The 18,229-nt window shown below is 45.9% G+C and carries 31 protein-coding genes; all 31 read left to right on the plus strand.

Annotation, left to right across the window (positions count from 1 at the left end; all coding sequences use genetic code 11):
- Window positions 1-46: 46 nt before the first annotated feature.
- The 31 genes from rplC to prfA all read left to right on the plus strand — a co-directional run bounded on the left by rplC (window position 47) and on the right by prfA (window position 18,164).
- Window positions 47-682 carry a 50S ribosomal protein L3 gene (gene rplC, locus H6G83_RS20465; protein WP_190475683.1) on the plus strand — a complete coding sequence of 212 codons (636 nt, stop codon included), beginning with the start codon at window positions 47-49 and terminating at the stop codon, window positions 680-682.
- Between the two features lie 57 nt (window positions 683-739).
- Window positions 740-1,372 carry a 50S ribosomal protein L4 gene (rplD, locus tag H6G83_RS20470; protein ID WP_190475685.1) on the plus strand — a complete coding sequence of 211 codons (633 nt, stop codon included), beginning with the start codon at window positions 740-742 and terminating at the stop codon, window positions 1,370-1,372.
- The gene (locus H6G83_RS20475) at window positions 1,365-1,679 is read left to right on the plus strand and encodes a 50S ribosomal protein L23 (RefSeq protein WP_190475687.1); all 315 of its coding nucleotides are present in this window, start codon (window positions 1,365-1,367) and stop codon (window positions 1,677-1,679) included. Before rplD ends, H6G83_RS20475 begins: the two co-directional genes overlap by 8 nt.
- 6 nt (window positions 1,680-1,685) lie before the next feature.
- A complete protein-coding gene (gene rplB, locus H6G83_RS20480; protein ID WP_190475689.1) occupies window positions 1,686-2,549 on the plus strand; it encodes a 50S ribosomal protein L2 in 864 nt (287 codons plus the stop codon).
- Between the two features lie 97 nt (window positions 2,550-2,646).
- Window positions 2,647-2,925 (plus strand): 30S ribosomal protein S19, encoded by a 279-nt coding sequence (rpsS, locus tag H6G83_RS20485; protein ID WP_015113427.1) that lies wholly within the window; start codon window positions 2,647-2,649, stop codon window positions 2,923-2,925.
- Window positions 2,926-3,067: 142 nt separating this feature from the next.
- On the plus strand, window positions 3,068-3,427 hold the full coding sequence (gene rplV, locus H6G83_RS20490; RefSeq protein ID WP_190475805.1) for a 50S ribosomal protein L22: 360 nt from the start codon (window positions 3,068-3,070) through the stop codon (window positions 3,425-3,427).
- Between the two features lie 52 nt (window positions 3,428-3,479).
- The gene (rpsC, locus tag H6G83_RS20495; protein WP_190475691.1) at window positions 3,480-4,241 is read left to right on the plus strand and encodes a 30S ribosomal protein S3; all 762 of its coding nucleotides are present in this window, start codon (window positions 3,480-3,482) and stop codon (window positions 4,239-4,241) included.
- An 81-nt stretch (window positions 4,242-4,322) separates the two neighbouring features.
- Window positions 4,323-4,760 (plus strand): 50S ribosomal protein L16, encoded by a 438-nt coding sequence (gene rplP, locus H6G83_RS20500; RefSeq protein ID WP_190475692.1) that lies wholly within the window; start codon window positions 4,323-4,325, stop codon window positions 4,758-4,760.
- Window positions 4,761-4,763: 3 nt separating this feature from the next.
- Window positions 4,764-4,985, plus strand: a complete 222-nt coding sequence (gene rpmC, locus H6G83_RS20505; RefSeq protein WP_190475694.1) for a 50S ribosomal protein L29 — start codon at window positions 4,764-4,766, stop codon at window positions 4,983-4,985.
- 12 nt (window positions 4,986-4,997) lie between these two features.
- Window positions 4,998-5,243, plus strand: coding sequence for a 30S ribosomal protein S17 (rpsQ, locus tag H6G83_RS20510; protein ID WP_190475696.1), 246 nt, complete (start codon window positions 4,998-5,000; stop codon window positions 5,241-5,243).
- Window positions 5,244-5,255: 12 nt separating this feature from the next.
- Window positions 5,256-5,624 (plus strand): 50S ribosomal protein L14, encoded by a 369-nt coding sequence (gene rplN, locus H6G83_RS20515; RefSeq protein ID WP_190475698.1) that lies wholly within the window; start codon window positions 5,256-5,258, stop codon window positions 5,622-5,624.
- Entirely contained in the window at window positions 5,624-5,977 is a 354-nt protein-coding gene (gene rplX, locus H6G83_RS20520; protein ID WP_190475700.1) for a 50S ribosomal protein L24, read from the plus strand. The genes rplN and rplX overlap by 1 nt, the downstream gene beginning before the upstream one ends.
- A gap of 98 nt (window positions 5,978-6,075) precedes the next feature.
- Window positions 6,076-6,624 carry a 50S ribosomal protein L5 gene (rplE, locus tag H6G83_RS20525; RefSeq protein WP_190475702.1) on the plus strand — a complete coding sequence of 183 codons (549 nt, stop codon included), beginning with the start codon at window positions 6,076-6,078 and terminating at the stop codon, window positions 6,622-6,624.
- Window positions 6,625-6,644: 20 nt separating this feature from the next.
- Window positions 6,645-7,046, plus strand: coding sequence for a 30S ribosomal protein S8 (gene rpsH, locus H6G83_RS20530; RefSeq protein ID WP_190475704.1), 402 nt, complete (start codon window positions 6,645-6,647; stop codon window positions 7,044-7,046).
- A gap of 96 nt (window positions 7,047-7,142) precedes the next feature.
- Window positions 7,143-7,691, plus strand: a complete 549-nt coding sequence (gene rplF, locus H6G83_RS20535; protein WP_190475706.1) for a 50S ribosomal protein L6 — start codon at window positions 7,143-7,145, stop codon at window positions 7,689-7,691.
- 2 nt (window positions 7,692-7,693) lie between these two features.
- Complete coding sequence (gene rplR, locus H6G83_RS20540; RefSeq protein ID WP_190475708.1) at window positions 7,694-8,056, plus strand: 50S ribosomal protein L18; 363 nt, start codon at window positions 7,694-7,696, stop codon at window positions 8,054-8,056.
- 174 nt (window positions 8,057-8,230) lie between these two features.
- The gene (rpsE, locus tag H6G83_RS20545; RefSeq protein WP_190475710.1) at window positions 8,231-8,755 is read left to right on the plus strand and encodes a 30S ribosomal protein S5; all 525 of its coding nucleotides are present in this window, start codon (window positions 8,231-8,233) and stop codon (window positions 8,753-8,755) included.
- Between the two features lie 67 nt (window positions 8,756-8,822).
- Window positions 8,823-9,269 (plus strand): 50S ribosomal protein L15, encoded by a 447-nt coding sequence (gene rplO / locus H6G83_RS20550; RefSeq protein ID WP_190475712.1) that lies wholly within the window; start codon window positions 8,823-8,825, stop codon window positions 9,267-9,269.
- A 70-nt stretch (window positions 9,270-9,339) separates the two neighbouring features.
- Window positions 9,340-10,653, plus strand: a complete 1,314-nt coding sequence (gene secY / locus H6G83_RS20555) for a preprotein translocase subunit SecY (protein WP_190475714.1) — start codon at window positions 9,340-9,342, stop codon at window positions 10,651-10,653.
- Window positions 10,653-11,207 (plus strand): adenylate kinase, encoded by a 555-nt coding sequence (locus H6G83_RS20560; RefSeq protein WP_190475716.1) that lies wholly within the window; start codon window positions 10,653-10,655, stop codon window positions 11,205-11,207. Before secY ends, H6G83_RS20560 begins: the two co-directional genes overlap by 1 nt.
- Before the next feature lie 187 nt (window positions 11,208-11,394).
- Window positions 11,395-11,619 (plus strand): translation initiation factor IF-1, encoded by a 225-nt coding sequence (infA, locus tag H6G83_RS20565; protein WP_006276978.1) that lies wholly within the window; start codon window positions 11,395-11,397, stop codon window positions 11,617-11,619.
- Between the two features lie 209 nt (window positions 11,620-11,828).
- Window positions 11,829-11,942 (plus strand): 50S ribosomal protein L36, encoded by a 114-nt coding sequence (gene rpmJ, locus H6G83_RS20570; protein WP_010998333.1) that lies wholly within the window; start codon window positions 11,829-11,831, stop codon window positions 11,940-11,942.
- A 115-nt stretch (window positions 11,943-12,057) separates the two neighbouring features.
- Entirely contained in the window at window positions 12,058-12,438 is a 381-nt protein-coding gene (gene rpsM, locus H6G83_RS20575; RefSeq protein ID WP_190475717.1) for a 30S ribosomal protein S13, read from the plus strand.
- Between the two features lie 54 nt (window positions 12,439-12,492).
- Window positions 12,493-12,888, plus strand: a complete 396-nt coding sequence (gene rpsK / locus H6G83_RS20580; RefSeq protein WP_096558115.1) for a 30S ribosomal protein S11 — start codon at window positions 12,493-12,495, stop codon at window positions 12,886-12,888.
- Between the two features lie 266 nt (window positions 12,889-13,154).
- On the plus strand, window positions 13,155-14,102 hold the full coding sequence (locus H6G83_RS20585; RefSeq protein ID WP_190475719.1) for a DNA-directed RNA polymerase subunit alpha: 948 nt from the start codon (window positions 13,155-13,157) through the stop codon (window positions 14,100-14,102).
- Between the two features lie 30 nt (window positions 14,103-14,132).
- Complete coding sequence (rplQ, locus tag H6G83_RS20590) at window positions 14,133-14,483, plus strand: 50S ribosomal protein L17 (protein WP_190475722.1); 351 nt, start codon at window positions 14,133-14,135, stop codon at window positions 14,481-14,483.
- Window positions 14,484-14,617: 134 nt separating this feature from the next.
- Complete coding sequence (truA, locus tag H6G83_RS20595; RefSeq protein WP_190475723.1) at window positions 14,618-15,445, plus strand: tRNA pseudouridine(38-40) synthase TruA; 828 nt, start codon at window positions 14,618-14,620, stop codon at window positions 15,443-15,445.
- Between the two features lie 114 nt (window positions 15,446-15,559).
- Window positions 15,560-16,015, plus strand: coding sequence for a 50S ribosomal protein L13 (rplM, locus tag H6G83_RS20600; RefSeq protein WP_190475725.1), 456 nt, complete (start codon window positions 15,560-15,562; stop codon window positions 16,013-16,015).
- Window positions 16,015-16,431 (plus strand): 30S ribosomal protein S9, encoded by a 417-nt coding sequence (gene rpsI, locus H6G83_RS20605; protein ID WP_190475727.1) that lies wholly within the window; start codon window positions 16,015-16,017, stop codon window positions 16,429-16,431. Before rplM ends, rpsI begins: the two co-directional genes overlap by 1 nt.
- A 294-nt stretch (window positions 16,432-16,725) precedes the next feature.
- On the plus strand, window positions 16,726-16,965 hold the full coding sequence (rpmE, locus tag H6G83_RS20610) for a 50S ribosomal protein L31 (RefSeq protein ID WP_190475729.1): 240 nt from the start codon (window positions 16,726-16,728) through the stop codon (window positions 16,963-16,965).
- Between the two features lie 101 nt (window positions 16,966-17,066).
- Window positions 17,067-18,164, plus strand: a complete 1,098-nt coding sequence (prfA, locus tag H6G83_RS20615; protein ID WP_190475731.1) for a peptide chain release factor 1 — start codon at window positions 17,067-17,069, stop codon at window positions 18,162-18,164.
- Window positions 18,165-18,229: the final 65 nt, after the last annotated feature.

The following is an 18,229-nucleotide window of genomic DNA, read 5'->3' on the forward strand; positions in this document are numbered from 1 at the left end:
ACAGTGTGTCTAGAAAACCCGATTGCTATAAAGGAGAGCCAGTACTGTGTCTGTAGGGATTCTCGGCACCAAGCTGGGCATGACCCAAATATTTGACGAAGCAGGAGTTGCAATTCCTGTAACAGTCGTGCAAGTGGGGCCATGCGTTGTTACCCAAGTTAAAACCAAACCAACCGACGGCTACGCAGCCATTCAGGTAGGATACGGCGAAGTTAAACCCAAGGCGTTGAACAAACCCTTACTAGGTCACTTAGCCAAATCATCCGCCCCCCCATTGCGGCATTTGAAAGAGTATCACACAGATACCTCTAGCGATTATGCGTTAGGGCAAGAGATTAAAGCAGATATTTTTAGTGCAGGTCAACTTGTAGACGTGATCGGTACTAGTATCGGTCGTGGCTTTGCAGGCAACCAAAAGCGTAACAACTTTGGACGCGGGCCAATGTCCCACGGTTCCAAAAACCATAGAGCGCCCGGTTCTATTGGTGCAGGTACAACCCCCGGTCGTGTCTATCCCGGCAAACGGATGGCAGGTCGCTTAGGTGGTACTCGCGTTACCATTCGCAAACTCACCGTAGTGCGCGTTGATGCAGAGCGCAACTTGCTACTAATTAAAGGCGCTGTTCCTGGCAAACCAGGAGCTTTATTAAGTATTGTACCTGCTAAAAAAGTTGGCAAGTAGTCACAAGTCAACAACCAACTGACAACTGACAACTGACAACTGACAAAGGACAAAAAAATGGTAGAGAGTGTAGTAAAAAATTGGCAAGGGGAGCAAGTCGGACAGAAAACGTTCGAGTTGCGTGTTGCCAAAGAAGAAACGGCAGTACATATCGTACACCGCGCCCTAGTAAGACAACAAACCAACGCCCGTCAAGGAACAGCCAGCACCAAAACCCGTGCGGAAGTCCGAGGCGGTGGTCGTAAACCCTGGCGGCAAAAAGGAACCGGACGTGCGCGTGCAGGTTCTATCCGTTCACCATTATGGCGTGGTGGTGGTGTAATCTTTGGACCCAAACCCAGAGATTTCGATTTAAAAATGAACCGCAAAGAGCGGCGTTTAGCACTGCGGACAGCATTTGTTAGCCGTGCGGAAGATTTGATTGTAGTAGAAGAATTTAGCAACGAGCTATCCCGTCCCAAAACCAAAGATTTAGTTGCAGCACTAACTCGCTGGGGTGCAGAACCGGAAAGCAAGACCCTATTAATTTTGACGGAATTTCCTGAGAACGTATATTTGTCAGCTCGTAACATTGAGAACTTAAAACTCATTGCAGCTGATCAACTCAACGTTTATGACTTGCTGCACGCTGACAAAATCGTTGTCACCACCTCAGCCTTAGAAAAAATTCAGGAGGTCTACAATGGCTAAGTTTGACCCCCGCAACCTGCCCGATTTGATCCGTCGCCCCATCTTGACAGAAAAAGCGACCATCTTAATGGAGCAGAACAAATATACATTTGAAGTGACTCCTAAAGCAACCAAGCCACAAATTAGATCGGCAATTGAAGACTTATTTGCAGTCAAAGTTGTCAAAGTCAATACAGCATTGCCACCACGCAGAAAGAAACGTGTTGGTAAATTTATTGGCTTTAAACCCCAATATAAAAAAGCGATCGTCACTGTCGCACCTGGGGATGTAGAAAAAATCAGACAAGTTCTATTCCCAGAGGTATAAACTATCATGGGTACTCGTTCTTATCGCCCTTATACCCCCAGTACAAGGCAGGTTACAGTTTCCGACTTTGCGGAAATTACCAAAACCGAGCCAGAAAAGTCACTGACGGTATACGTACATCGGGCAAAAGGTCGCAACAACCAAGGCCGCATTACCAGCCGTCGCCGTGGTGGTGGACACAAAAGACTGTATCGGATTATTGACTTCAAGCGTGACAAACGCGGGATTCCCGCTACAGTCATAGCTGTAGAATACGATCCCAACCGTAACGCGCGGATTGCCCTACTTTCCTACGAAGATGGGGAAAAGCGGTATATTCTCCATCCCAACGGGTTAAAAGTCGGGACAACAATCATTGCTGGCCCAGAATCACCCATTGAAGATGGTAATGCTTTACCCTTAGCAAACATTCCCTTGGGTACAAGCGTTCACAACGTCGAGCTAAAAGCAGGTAAGGGCGGTCAAATCGTCCGTGCTGCTGGTGCTACAGCCCAAGTTGTGGCGAAAGAAGGTAATTACGTTACCCTCAAGCTACCTTCTGGTGAAGTCCGCTTGATTCGCCGCGAATGTTACGCCACCATCGGTCAAGTAGGTAACACCGACGCAAGAAACTTAAGCGCTGGTAAAGCTGGTAGAAATCGCTGGAAAGGTCGCCGTCCCAAAGTTAGAGGTAGCGTCATGAACCCAGTAGACCACCCACACGGCGGTGGTGAGGGTAGAGCGCCTATCGGTAGATCCGGGCCTGTTACTCCTTGGGGTAAACCTACCTTGGGTAAGAAAACACGCAAACCCAAGAAAGCCAGCAGCAAGTTGATTGTACGCCGTCGTCGTAAATCATCTAAGCGCGGTCGTGGTGGTCGTGAGTCTTAATTAGTGCTGAGTGCTGAGTGATGAGTAGCGTTAGCTAAATTAACACCCAAAACTCAAAGTTAAAAACACAAAACGTCAACTCAAAACTTTTTGAATTATGGGTCGTTCTCTTAAAAAAGGGCCTTTTGTAGCCGATCATTTACTAAGCAAAATTGAAAAGCTCAACGATAGAAACGAAAAACAAGTAATCAAAACTTGGTCTAGAGCTTCCACAATTCTGCCGCAAATGGTAGGTCATACTATCGCCGTTCACAACGGTCGTCAACACGTTCCAGTATTTATCAGCGACCAAATGGTAGGTCACAAGTTAGGAGAATTTGCTCCAACACGTACCTACAGAGGTCATGGTAAATCTGACAAAAAAGCAGGTAGGTAGTCATTAAGTCAACAGTCAACAGTGAGATAGTGCGATCCTGTAGCCTTGCGTCGGAAAGCAACTATCGAACCCGTAAGGGTCAACAGTTAAAACTATTGACTATTGACTATTGACTATTGACTATTGACAAATGGAGAAAATTATGGCTACTGATACTACTGAAGTAAAAGCGATCGCCCGTTTTATCAGAATGTCTCCCTTTAAAGTACGTCGTGTACTCGACCAAATCCGGGGGCGTTCCTATCGGGAAGCGCTAATTATCCTAGAATTTATGCCCTATCGAGCCACTGAGCCAGTGTTAACACTGCTGCGGAGTGCTGCTGCTAACGCTGAACATAACGCAGGCTTAGACCGCACCGAGTTAGTAATTACCCAGGCTTACGCTGACCAAGGCCCAGTGTTGAAACGCTTCCAACCCAGAGCGCAAGGTAGAGCTTACCAAATTCGCAAGCCAACGTGTCATATCACCTTGGCTGTGGCTGCTAACGCCAACGCTAAATAAGTTCTAGACACAAAAAATTGCGTTAAAGTCAGAAATTTTAGAGGAAGCATTTGTGGGACAAAAAATTCATCCAGTAGGCTTTCGTCTGGGAATTACCCAAGAACACCAATCCCGTTGGTTTGCCGAACCTAACCGCTATCCAGAACTTCTACAAGAAGACCACAAACTGCGTCAATATATAGAACAAAAACTGGGTAGACTCGCACAAAATAACGCTGGTATTTCCGAAGTACGGATTGAGCGTAAAGCCGACCAAATCGATTTAGAAGTACGCACAGCACGCCCTGGTGTAGTTGTAGGTCGTGGTGGACAAGGTATCGAAGCCCTGCGTACCGGACTACAAACACTCTTAGGTGGAAATCGCCAAATTCGCATCAACGTAGTCGAAGTACAACGAGTTGATGCTGACGCTTACCTAATTGCCGAATTTATCGCCCAACAGTTGGAACGTCGTGTTTCCTTCCGTCGCGTAGTGCGCCAAGCCATTCAACGCGCTCAAAAAGCCGGCATTCAAGGTATTAAAGTGCAAGTTAGCGGTCGCCTCAACGGTGCAGAAATTGCCCGGACAGAGTGGACAAGAGAAGGTAGAGTACCTCTACACACCCTCCGGGCTGACATTGACTACTCCTACTGCACCGCCAAAACCGTTTACGGTATTCTCGGCATCAAAGTTTGGGTATTCAAAGGCGAAATCATCCCCGGACAAGAAATTGCCGCACCGCCACCCTCATCCCGTGAACGCGAACGCGAACCGCGCCGTCGTCAACAACAACGCCGCCGCCAGCAGTTTGAAGATAGATCCAACGAAGGGTAATAGCTCATGGCTAATGGGTAATAGGAAAAATACTAATTACCAATTACCAATTACCAATTACCAATTACCAATTGACAAACCATGTTAAGTCCAAGAAGAACTAAATTCCGCAAACAACAGCGCGGGCGGATGACAGGGTTAGCCCATCGGGGTAGTACCCTGAATTTTGGAGATTTCGCACTCCAAGCCCAAGAACCAGCTTGGATCACCTCTCGGCAAATCGAAGCTTCCCGTCGGGCGATGACTCGTTACATCCGCCGGGGTGGAAAAATCTGGATTCGCATATTCCCAGACAAACCAGTTACCATGCGTCCTGCGGAAACCCGGATGGGTTCCGGTAAAGGTAATCCAGAGTTTTGGGTAGCTGTAGTTAAACCAGGTCGGATTTTATTTGAAATCGCTGGTGTTACAGAAGAAATCGCCCGTGAAGCGATGCGTCTAGCGGCTTACAAGCTACCTATCAAAACCAAATTTATTGTGCGTCCTCAAATAGAGGAACAGGAACAGGAACAGGAATAGGTTATGCCACTTCCCAAAATTTCAGAAGCTAGAGAACTAAGCGACGAACAATTGGCAGCAGAAATTACTGCTGTTAAGAAACAACTGTTTCAGTTGCGCTTACAAAAAGCAACCAGACAACTAGAAAAGCCTCACCAGTTCCGCCATGCCCGCCATCGCCTAGCCCAATTGTTAACGGTAGAAGGTGAACGGAAAAGGGCAGCAAGTCAAGCGACTCAAGAATAAAAGTAGGAGATTATGGCAATCAAAGAACGAGTTGGCTTGGTAGTGAGCGATAAGATGCAGAAAACGGTAGTAGTTGCCGTAGAAAACCGCGCTCCCCATCCCAAGTACGGCAAGATTGTAGTTAAAACCCGCCGCTATAAAGCACACGACGAAGAAAACAAATGTAAAGTGGGCGATCGCGTGCGGATTACAGAAACCAGACCTTTGAGTAAAACCAAGCGCTGGCAAGTTGCAGAAATTCTCAACACCAAGGCTTAAGGGAGACCAATTGTGATTCAACCCCAAACCTATCTCAATGTCGCTGATAATAGCGGCGCTCGTAAATTGATGTGTATCCGTGTCTTAGGTTCGGGTAACTGTCGTTACGGTTTCATTGGCGACAAGATTATCGCTGTCGTCAAAGATGCTACACCTAACATGGCTGTAAAAAAATCCGATGTGGTGGAAGCGGTTATCGTCCGCACCCGCCATCACATCCGGCGCGATAGCGGTATGACAATTCGCTTTGACGATAACGCCGCCGTCATCATCAACAAAGATGGTAATCCCAGAGGTACAAGGGTATTCGGCCCTGTGGCACGGGAATTGCGCGACAAAAACTTTACCAAAATCGTTTCTCTTGCGCCGGAGGTGCTGTAATGGCTACCAAGAAGGACACCACCGTTAAATTCCATAAAATGCACGTCAAAACCGGCGACACTGTGCAAGTAATTGCTGGTAAGGACAAGGGCAAAGTCGGGGAAGTAATTAAAGCACTACCCCAACTGAGTAAAGTCATCGTTAAAGGTGTCAACATTAAGACTAAGCACGTTAAGCCCCAACAAGAAGGCGAATCTGGCAGAATTGTGTCTCAGGAAGCACCTATTCACAGCTCCAACGTCATGCTTTATTCCACCAAGCAAAACGTCGCTAGTCGTGTCTGCTACACTTTCACCGCCGAAGGCAAGAAAGTCAGAAAACTCAAGAAAACTGGTGAAATTCTCGATAGCTAGAGAATTAACAGACTTGAGATTTTAGATACGCAATTAAACTGACAATCTAAAATCAGAATTAAATCCCTGACCAAGCCCAGGGAGAAGGGCAAAAAACTATGGCGACACCAAGACTCAAAACCATATATAACGAGACAATTGTTCCCAAACTGACCCAACAGTTTCAATACACTAACGTACATCAAGTACCCAAGTTGGTAAAGATTACTGTGAACCGGGGTTTGGGCGAAGCGGCTCAAAATGCTAAAGCCTTAGAAGCATCCTTAACCGAAATTGCCACAATTACTGGTCAAAAGCCAGTAGTGACCAGAGCGAAGAAGGCGATCGCCGGCTTTAAAATTCGTCAAGGTATGCCTGTAGGTATCATGGTGACACTGCGAGGCGAAAGGATGTATTCCTTCTTCGACCGCCTGATTAGCTTGGCACTACCTAGAATTAGAGACTTCCGTGGTATCAGCCCCAAAAGCTTCGACGGTCGTGGTAACTATACTCTAGGCGTAAGAGAACAGTTAATCTTTCCAGAAATCGAATACGACAGCATCGATCAAATCCGTGGTCTTGATATTTCTATCATCACCACAGCGAAAAACGACGAAGAGGGCCGCGCCTTACTCAAAGAATTTGGAATGCCCTTTCGCGATCAATAAGTTCATCTAAAGAGGGAACGATGGCGGCTAACGACACAATTGCAGATATGCTGACGCGCATCCGCAATGCTAATTTGGCAAGGCATCAAACTACACTAGTGCCAGCCACAAAAATGACACGTAACATTGCTAGAGTGCTACAAGAAGAAGGCTTCATCTCTGAATTTACAGAAGAAGGAGATGGCGTAAAACGTAACCTAGTAATCTCCCTGAAATACAAAGGTAAAAATCGTCAACCTCTGATTACTGCTCTCAAGCGTGTCAGTAAGCCCGGTTTGCGTGTTTACTCCAACAGAAAAGAATTACCAAGAGTATTAGGCGGTATTGGTATCGCTATTATTTCTACATCCAGTGGCATCATGACCGACCGCGAAGCACGTCGGCAAAACGTGGGTGGTGAAATACTTTGCTACGTCTGGTAGTTAATTGGTCATTGGTCATTAGTCATTAGTCATTAGTCATTAGGACAACTGACAACTGACAACTGACAACTGACAACTGACAAAGGATAAAAAATCATGTCTCGTATTGGTAAACGTCCAATTACAGTACCCGCCAAAGTGCAAGTCACCATCGACGGCACAAAAGTAGCGGTGAAAGGCCCCAAGGGCGAACTCTCAAGACAACTGCCTGCTAACGTCACAGTTACCCAAGAAGGTGATACTTTACAAGTCACCCGTCGGGATGATACTCGTACCTCCAGACAACTCCACGGTTTAAGCCGTACTCTGGTTGCCAACATGGTAGAAGGTGTTTCCCAAGGTTTCCAACGTCGCTTGGAAATTCAAGGTGTAGGTTATCGGGCAGCAGTTCAAGGGCGAAACCTAGTTCTCAACATGGGTTATAGCCATCAAGTGCAAATTGAACCACCAGATGGGATTCAGTTTGCTGTGGAAAACAACACCAACGTGATAGTCACTGGCTATGACAAAGAAATTGTTGGTAACACAGCAGCAAAAATTCGTGCCGTTCGTCCACCAGAACCTTACAAAGGTAAAGGTATTCGTTACGCCGGTGAGGTGGTGAGACGTAAAGCTGGTAAGACTGGTAAGGGTGGTAAGAAGTAAACATGAAACTTACTCGTAGAGAATCAAAACAGCGTCGCCATAGACGCATTCGTGGCAAAGTTTATGGTTCCCCAGAACGTCCACGCTTGGCTGTATTCCGATCTAATGAGCATATTTACGCTCAAGTAATTGATGATACACAGCATCACACACTGGTAGCAGCATCAACTGTAGAACCAGAAGTAAAGTCTACTTTGTCCTCCGGTGCTAACTGTACAGCATCAGCCCAAATCGGTAAATTGATTGCACAGCGATCGCTCGAAAAAGGCATCACCAAAGTAGTATTTGATAGAGGTGGTAACTTATACCACGGTCGGATCAAAGCACTAGCCGAAGCAGCACGCGAAGCTGGTTTAGATTTCTAAATCGTCAAAAGTCCAAAGTCAAAAGTCAAAAGTAATTGACTATTGACTATTGACTATTGACTATTGACCCTTACGGGTACTCTTCGAGAACCCCTGCGGGGAACGGTAGTCGCTTATGGGGGAAACCCCCAAGACCGCGCTACCTCACTATTGACTAAATAGAGAGCAGAAATTATGGCAACAGGTCGTCGTAAAACTAACCGCGCAAAAAAAGAAGAAACCAACTGGCAAGAGCGGGTAATTCAAATCCGACGGGTGAGCAAGGTAGTTAAAGGTGGTAAAAAACTCAGCTTCCGTGCGATCGTGGTAGTTGGTAACGAACGCGGTCAAGTAGGAGTAGGGGTAGGCAAAGCCTCTGATGTAATTGGCGCAGTAAAAAAAGGTGTAGCCGACGGCAAAAAACACCTAATTGATATCCCCATCACCAAATCTAACTCCATCCCTCACCCCATTGATGGTGTAGGTGGCGGTGCTAAAGTGATGATGCGTCCAGCCGCTCCTGGTACTGGTGTAATTGCTGGTGGTGCTGTGCGTACAGTATTAGAATTAGCTGGTGTGCGTAACGTACTCGCCAAGCAACTCGGCTCTAACAACCCACTCAACAACGCTAGAGCAGCAGTTAACGCCCTATCTACACTGCGTACCTTTGCTGAAGTCGCCGAAGACAGAGGCATTGCCATCGAAAAACTCTACATCTAAGTTGTCATTTATCTGTAGTTCTCAAGCAACTGACAACTGACAACTAACAACTAACAAATTTTAGACTATGAGACTCAACGATCTTAAGCCTCAAAAAGGCTCAAAAAAACGCCGCCGCCGTGTAGGTAGAGGTATTGCTGCTGGACAAGGCGCTAGCGCTGGTCTAGGTATGAGAGGTCAAAAATCTCGTTCTGGTAGCAGCACTAGACCGGGTTTTGAAGGTGGTCAACAGCCATTGTACCGCCGGATACCTAAACTGAAGGGCTTTCCTTTAGTTAATCGCAAAGTTTACACTACGATTAATGTAGAGAAGTTAGCCTCACTTCCTGCAAATACAGAAGTAACTTTGGAGTCTTTAAGAGAAGCAGGTATTTTAACTGCTGCTAAAGGCCCATTGAAAATTTTGGGTAATGGGGAATTGGGCGTAGCGCTCAACGTCAAAGCGGCAGCTTTCACAGGTCAAGCTCGTAGCAAAATTGAGGCTGCTGGAGGCAGTTGTGAAGTTTTAGGGTGAAGCCTAACAGCGCACTTGCAAGCTAGCTAACTCGCTTCCAGCGCCTGCTTAACGATAAAGGTAGCACTCTATGATCAGTCGAGATAAAGCCCCAACGGCTCAAGAAACTTTTATGCAGATGGCACAAGCAGCCGGACTGAGAGGTAGGCTGCTTGTAACTGTCGGTATTTTAATTTTGGTTCGCCTGGGTATCTTTTTACCAGTCCCAGGAATTGATAGACCTAGATTTGCCGAAGCCATTTCGGGCAATAATTCCATATTCGGTTTATTGGATATATTCTCCGGGCGGGGACTTTCAACTTTGGGAGTCTTTGCTTTAGGGATTCTGCCCTTTATTAATGCGTCCATTATCATCCAATTGCTGACGGCAGCAATACCATCTTTAGAAAATTTACAGAAAAATGAGGGCGAAGCTGGTCGCCGGAAAATCTCCCAAATTACTCGCTATGTAACTGTGGGTTGGGCAATAGTTCAGAGTACAGCTTTCTCGGCTTTATTCCTGCAACAATTTGCCTTAAAGCCAGGGCCAATATTTGTAGCAGAAACGGCGATCGCACTCACGGCTGGTTCTATGTTCGTTATGTGGGCATCGGAACTGATCACTGAACGTGGTATTGGTAACGGTGCATCTTTGTTGATTTTTGTCAATATCGTTGCTTCCTTACCGAAATCTTTGGGTGACACCATCGATTTAGTACAGGTCGGCGGTAGAGAAATTGTTGGTCGCGTCATCGTGCTAGTGCTGGTATTTCTAGCCACAATTGTCGGTATCGTCTTCGTGCAAGAAGGTATCCGCCGCATCCCCATCATTTCTGCTCGTCGTCAAGTTGGTCGTCGGGTGTTAGCAGAACAACGTAGCTACCTACCCTTACGCCTCATTTCCGGTGGTGTGATGCCAATCATTTTTGCCGCAGCCATCCTCAGCTTGCCACTTTTGATTGCTAACTTCACCAAAAACCCAGATTTGGCGAACATCGTCAATACCTACCTCAGCCCAGGTGGTTCTGGTTCTTGGGTGTACGCTTTGGTGTACTTAATTTCCATTGTTTTCTTTAGCTACTTCTACTCGTCTTTGATTGTTAACCCTGTGGATGTCGCCCAGAACTTGAAAAAAATGGGTTCTAGTATTCCAGGTATTCGTCCAGGGAAAGCGACTAGCGAATATATCGAGCGAGTAATTAACAGACTAACTTTCTTGGGTGCAATCTTTTTGGGCTTGGTGGCAATTATCCCTACTGCTGTAGAAAGAGCTTTAGGTGTACCAACATTTAGAGGATTAGGTGCAACTTCTTTACTGATTCTCGTTGGTGTGGCGATTGAAACAGCAAAACAAGTCCAAACTTACGTAATTTCTCAGCGTTATGAAGGAATGGTGAAACAATAGTGACGCGACTAATCTTCTTGGGGCCGCCTGGTGCTGGTAAAGGAACACAAGCTCAAATTTTGGCACAGCATCTAAATATTCCCCATATTTCCACTGGGGACATTTTGCGCCAAGCCATGAAAGAGCAAACTCCTTTAGGAATCAAAGCTCAAAGCTATGTTGATAGCGGTGAGTTGGTTCCTGACCAGTTAGTGCAAGACTTGGTAGAGGAACGGCTGGGACAAGCAGATGCAACATCTGGCTGGATATTAGACGGTTTCCCCCGCAAAGTCACACAAGCGGCGTTTCTAGAGGAATTGCTGCAAAAAACTGGTCAAGGTGGCGAAAGGGTAGTCAATTTAGATGCGCCAGATGAAGTTGTAGTGACACGTTTATTGTCCAGAGGACGCAAAGACGATACTGAAGAAGTAATTCGTCGCCGTTTGGAAATTTACCGTAACGACACCGCACCCTTGATTGATTATTATAGCGATCGCCAAAAACTCGTCACCATCAACGGCGACCAATCCCAAGAAGAAGTCACCCACGAATTGAAGCACACTTTAGCTTCATAACAATAGAGACTAGGGGATAAAGGCTAGAGACTAAAGGATTTTGCTCAATTCCCAGTCCCCGTCCCCAATCCCCAGTCCCTAATTTAGCTAAGATATATTAATAAACGGTTGATATATTTCTTAAAATATGTTCTCTTGCAGATGAGTGCTGCATCCGAACAAAAAATTGTTGAATTGAGGAAAAAACTTGTCTAAACAAGATTTGATTGAAATGGAAGGAACCGTTACCGAGTCCTTGCCTAATGCGATGTTTCGGGTTGACCTGGATAACGGCTTCAACGTCTTAGCACACATCTCTGGCAAGATTCGCCGTAACTACATCAAGATTTTGCCTGGCGATCGCGTCAAAGTAGAACTGACCCCTTACGACTTAACAAAAGGTAGAATCACTTACCGATTGCGTAAGAAGTAAACAAAGCCAATTACAGGTAAATCAGGTACAAATTGAGTGAACAAACACATTCACTAAGCTACTTTTCACCCTATCCCCTGTCCCCTCTTCCCTATATATCTAAGGAAGTTTACCATAAAACAAATTATTTGGGTGTACCCCATTTACTTAATTGCATAAAAATTCCTAGAAATGCTATAATCTAACATTTGGAGTCAATTTTTAAAGGCATGAAAGTTAGAGCCTCGGTCAAAAAGATTTGTGAAAAGTGTAACGTGATCCGCCGTCGTGGGCGCGTTATGGTGATTTGCGTCAACCCCAAGCACAAGCAACGTCAAGGATAAAATTACCGTGGGCGTTGAGTATTGACGCTAACCCACATCACCACCAGCTAAAATACTGACGCGATTGACCGCGTTTTTCCATCAGTAACTGCGACAACAATAGGGAGTATTCATCGTGGCACGTATTGCCGGAGTAGACCTTCCACGGGACAAACGTGTAGAAATTGGTCTGACCTATATCTACGGAATTGGGCTATCAAGGTCACAAGAAATCCTAGCGGCTACAGGGGTTAACCCAGACACCCGCGTTAAAGACCTCAGCGATGCCGACGTAGCAGCCCTGCGAGGCGAAGTAGAAAGCAACTATCAAGTTGAAGGTGACTTGCGGCGCTTGGAAGCAATGAACATCAAGCGCTTAATTGACATTGGTACATACAGAGGTCGTCGTCATCGGATGGGCTTACCAGTAAGAGGGCAAAGAACTCGTACTAATGCTAGAACCCGTCGCGGTAGAAGACAGACAGTAGCCGGTAAGAAGAAGGCTCCAGGGAAGTAATATTTCTCGGCTGGCTACAACTAGCAAGTTTTACCTTAGATTAACTGAAATAATATGGCAAGACAACCAACAAAGAAAACTGGGAGTAAGAAGCAGAAACGGAACGTTCCTAACGGAATGGCTTATATCCAATCTACTTTCAACAATAGCATTGTCACCATCACCGATCAAAACGGAGATGTAATTTCCTGGGCTAGTGCTGGTTCTAGCGGTTTCAAAGGTGCGAAAAAAGGAACTCCCTTTGCCGCCCAAACCGCAGCTGAGAGCGCAGCTAGACGCGCAATAGACCAAGGAATGCGCCAAATTGAAGTCATGGTAAGTGGTCCAGGCGCAGGTAGAGAAACTGCGATTCGGGCGTTGCAAGGTGCTGGGCTAGAAATTACCCTCATCCGCGATATTACCCCCATTCCTCATAATGGTTGCCGTCCACCCAAGCGCCGCCGCGTATAGGTCAAAATTCCCTAGCAATTAGAGTAAGAGAACTTCCGACGGCTGGGACGACAATTAAGCGTGTCAGCTCTTCCACAAGGGAGGGCTGCGATCAACCAAATCACCCCAAATATAATCAATACCCCCAAGCTAATTAGCAAGTCAAACTGTACGGCCATGAGATGTTGGCAGTTTGATACTACTAATAAAGCTCAGGGCAATAAAGTAAATTCGAGAGGCAAATAAGTTTGCCTGCTAGCAGCACCTTAAATAAGGGAGGCTACTCCGTGGCGCAGTTTCAAATTGAATGTGTAGAGTCTAATACAGAGGAAAGTCGGAATCATTACAGTAAATTTATTCTAGAACCTCTAGAGCGTGGTCAAGCAACAACAGTCGGCAATGCGTTGCGGCGAGTTTTACTGTCCAACCTAGAGGGAACAGCAGTTACAGCAGTAAGAATTGCGGGTGTTTCTCACGAGTTTGCCACAGTTCCGGGTGTACGGGAAGATGTGTTAGAAATCATTATGCGGATGAAAGAAGTCATCCTCAAGAGTTATTCTTCTCAACCCCAAATCGGCAGATTGTTAGTTAACGGCCCAGCAACAATTACAGCATCGCATTTTGATTTGCCTAGTGAAGTTGAAGTTATCGACCCTACCCAGTATGTAGCCACTATTGCTGAGGGCGGCAAACTGGAAATGGAATTTCGCATTGAGCGAGGTAAAGGGTATCGCACAGTCGAAAGAGGAAGGGAAGAAGCCACTTCTTTAGACTTTCTGCAAATCGACTCGATATTTATGCCAGTGCGGAAAGTTAACTACAGCGTCGAAGAAGTGCGTGCAGATGGCTCGATTCCTAGAGACAGACTGTTATTAGAAGTTTGGACAAATGGTAGCATCTCTCCTCAAGAAGCACTATCATCAGCAGCTGGGATTTTAGTAGATTTGTTCAATCCGTTGAAGGACATCTCACTAGAACCAACGGACACAAATGCCGATATTCCCGACGACCCAACTGCCCAAATTCCGATCGAAGAATTGCAGCTTTCTGTCCGCGCTTATAACTGTCTGAAGCGGGCGCAGGTCAACTCTGTGGCTGACTTGTTGGATTACACCCAAGAAGACTTGTTAGAAATTAAAAACTTCGGTCAGAAGTCAGCAGAAGAAGTCGTTGAAGCTTTACAGCGACGTTTGGGGATTACTCTACCTCAAGAAAGAAGTGGCAAACACGGCTAATCTAAACCTTTCATAGTTCACCTTAGTATTATGCGTCACCGGAATCGAGTCAAAAAACTGGGTAAACCAGCAGATCAGCGCCGCGCCCTGTTACGTGCGTTGACAACTGAACTAATCCGTCATGGTCGGATTACCACTACTTTGGTTCGAGCAAAAGTGGTGCGAAGCGAAGTAGATAGAATCATCACCTTAGCTAAAGATGGCTCTTTATCAGCACGTCGCCAAGCTTTGGGATATATCTACGACAAACAGCTAGTTCATGCACTGTTTGAGCAAGTCCCTTCTCGGTATGGTAATCGTCAAGGCGGATACACCCGCATTCTGCATACCGTTCCTCGTCGTGGGGACAATGCGGAGATGGCGATTATTGAGTTGGTGTAGAGAAGGTTAGAGGAGATGAGGAAGTAACCCACCCCTAACCCCTCCCTGGAGGGGAACAGGGAGATGAGGGAGATGAGGGAGTAATTCTTACTCATAACTCAGCACTCACTACTCAGCACTCAGCACTTAGATTTATGTTAGATAGTCACCAGCCTACAGAAACTCAGAGAGTAGCCTTGGTAATACAATACCTTGGCACTCATTTTCATGGCTGGCAAAGACAAAAACATCATCGCTCAGTTCAGGAAGAAATTGAGACGGCGATCGCCAAAATTATTGGGCATCACGTTACACTACATGGTGCAGGGCGTACAGATAGCGGTGTTCATGCTGCTGCTCAAGTAGCCCATTTTGACGCAACGGGTTTAATCCCCCCCAATAAGTGGGCATCGGTGCTTAATAGCTATCTGCCCAAGGATATATTAATCAAGGCTTCAGCAGGTGTAGATAACCGTTGGCACGCTCGCTTTAGTGCAGCTTACAGACGGTATCGCTATACAATTTATACTGAAGATTGGCCGAACTTGTTCGTTACCCCCTTCAGTTGGCATTATTATTATGCTCCTCTGGATGAAACTCTGATGCAGGCTGCCCTTCAACCGCTATTGGGAAAGCATCACTTAGCTGCATTTCACCGTGCAGGGTCAAAGCGATCGCATTCCTGGGTAGAAGTACAAGCAGTAGAGTGCGATCGCAGTGGGCCGTTTATCCATATTGAAATTCAGGCAGATGGATTTTTATATGGCATGGTGCGACTGTTGGTAGGGATGTTAGTACAGGTAGGTTCTGGACAAAGAACTCTGGCTAACTTCACCGAACTCTGGAAAGAACAACGCCGGGAAGAAGTAAAACACGCCGCACCGTCCCAAGGCTTATGCTTATTACGAGTCGGCTATCCAGATTTTCCCTTTACCCCTGATGTTTGGTATGACACCATGCCAAAGTTAGTTTTTAGTCATTAGTCAACAGTCAACAGTCAACAGTCAACAGTCATTAATCAAATACTATGGACTATAGACTATAGACTATGGACTATGGACTATGGACTCTAAAAAAATGTCAAAGGACAAATACAAATGAGTAAAACTTACTTACCTCCTCAAGATACCCTTGAGCGTGATTGGTATGTAGTAGATGCTACAGACAAACGCTTGGGTCGCCTCGCCAGCGAAATTGCCATGATTTTAAGAGGCAAAAATAAGGCTCACTACACCCCACACCTTGATACAGGTGACTTCGTTATTGTTGTTAACGCTGAAAAAGTAGCAGTTACAGGCAAGAAACGTACCCAAAAACTCTATCGCCGTCACTCTGGTCGTCCTGGTGGGATGAAGACAGAAACCTTTGCTAAACTGCAACAGCGCTTACCAGAAAGAATTTTGGAACACGCTGTTAAAGGTATGCTACCTAAAAACAGCTTGGGTAAACAGTTGTTCACCAAACTGAAAGTTTACGCAGGTCCGACTCATCCCCACGCAGCCCAAAAACCCAAAGAACTCAACATTAATACAATCCCTGGAGCAGAAGGTTAATGACAGTAGCAGAAGCAAATAGCGGTCGCGCCGTGTACTGGGGTACAGGTCGCCGTAAGTCCGCAGTAGCAAGGGTGCGCTTGGTTCCCGGTAGTGGTCAGTTGATTGTAAATGGCAAGCCTGGAGACTTGTATTTTCAATTCAACGCTAACTATTTAGGTGTGATCAAAGCACCTTTAGAAACCCTGGGACTAGAAAACGAATACGACATTTTAGTCAAAGCAGAAGGAGGCGGTCTAACTGGACAAGCTGACTCTGTACGCTTAGGTGTTGCTCGTGCTTTATGCCAACTAGACCCCGAAAATCGCCCACCTTTGAAAACCGAAGGTTACTTAACACGTGATCCCAGGGCAAAGGAACGGAAAAAGTATGGTTTGCACAAAGCCCGGAAAGCTCCTCAATACTCCAAGCGGTAAGATATTGGGGATTGGGTATTGGGTATTGGGAAATACTTTTGTAATCAACAATAGGCTCGTTGCAAAAATAGTTGAGAAATCAAAATACATAACTTCAAAAGTGATAATTTTGCGTTCTTCTTTGCGCCTCTGCGCCTTTGCGTGAGCTGTTCAAGAGTATTTTCAGCAACACCAAAGTATTTATACAACAGGTCTAGTATAAAGTCGAAAATTCCTAGCCCCCAGTCCCTAATCCCTAGTACCCAACTTCAAGCAAAAAGTTATAATTTATTTAGATTCACCACAAAAGGAACAATGGCTAAACCTGATATTCATCCCAAGTGGTATCCAGACGCAAAAGTGTATTGCAACGGTCAAGTTGTAATGACTGTTGGTTCTACCAAACCAGAATTACACGTAGACGTATGGTCTGGCAACCACCCTTTTTACACTGGTACTCAGAAGATTATTGATACTGAGGGTCGCGTTGAACGCTTCCTTCGCAAATACGGTATGTCTGGCGAACAAAACGCAGGCGGCAAAAAGAAAAAGTAGCGGTTTGGCTCTGCTGTTAACGACGACCCTGCGTTTGCTGGGTCGATTGTCATTTTTTGCCGAGCCAACTTGTTATTTTTTTAAGGAGCGTCGCATTTGTTATGGCTGAAGCATACCTGCTGGAGAAATTAAGATCCGTTGAACAAACATTCAATGAATTAACTCGTCGTTTAGCTGACCCTGATACGGCTAATAATCCTGATGAGTATCAAAAAATAGCTAAGTCTCGTTCTTCTTTGGAAGAAGTGGTGGAGGCTTATGATACTTGGAAAAATGCCCAGGAGGAATTAGTCGGGGCGCGTCAGGTTCTCAAGGAAGCAAATGGTGATCCAGAGTTGCAAGAAATGGCAGCTTTGGAGGTGAAGGAATTAGAAGAAAAAATAGAATATTTAGAAACTCGCTTGAAGGTGTTGCTACTGCCCCGCGACCCCAACGATGATAAAAACATTATGTTGGAAATTCGCGCTGGGACTGGTGGCGATGAAGCGAGTATTTGGGCTGGAGACTTACTAAGGATGTATTCTCGCTACGCTGATACTCAGGGTTGGCGGGTGAAGTTGGTAAGTGAGTCCCTGGGTGAAATGGGCGGCTTCAAGGAAGTGATACTGGAAATTCAAGGTGAGAGCGTTTACAGTAAGCTGAAATTTGAAGCTGGAGTTCATCGCGTGCAGCGTGTACCTGCAACGGAAGCTGGCGGACGGGTTCATACTTCGACGGCGACAGTGGCTATTATGCCAGAGGTTGATGATGTGGAAGTTCACATCGACCCGAAGGATATTGAAATGACGACAGCGCGTTCTGGCGGTGCGGGTGGACAAAACGTCAACAAGGTGGAAACGGCGGTTGACTTGATGCACAAACCGACGGGTATACGGATTTTCTGTACGGAAGAACGTAGCCAGTTGCAAAACAAAGAACGGGCGATGCAAATTCTGCGGGCGAAGTTGTATGAGATGAAGTTGCGCGAACAACAGGAAGAAGTGACTTCGATGCGGCGATCGCAAGTTGGTACAGGGTCGCGATCGGAGAAGATTCGCACTTATAATTACAAAGATAATCGTGTGACTGACCACCGTTTGGGTCAAAACTTTTCCCTTAACCCGGCGTTGGAAGGCGATATTGAAGGAATGATTCAATCTTGTATTTCTCAAGACCAGCAGGAACGTCTGGCTGAGTTAGCCGCTTCTGGTGCTGGTTAATTGTTAGTTGAATAGATTATATTTTAGCCGTCTGTGAGGAACAGGCGGTTTTTTGTCTCACGCAT

The sequence above is a fragment of the Anabaena azotica FACHB-119 genome (genome assembly GCF_014697625.1).
In the GTDB taxonomy this organism is placed as follows: Bacteria; Cyanobacteriota; Cyanobacteriia; order Cyanobacteriales; family Nostocaceae; genus Trichormus; species Trichormus azoticus_A.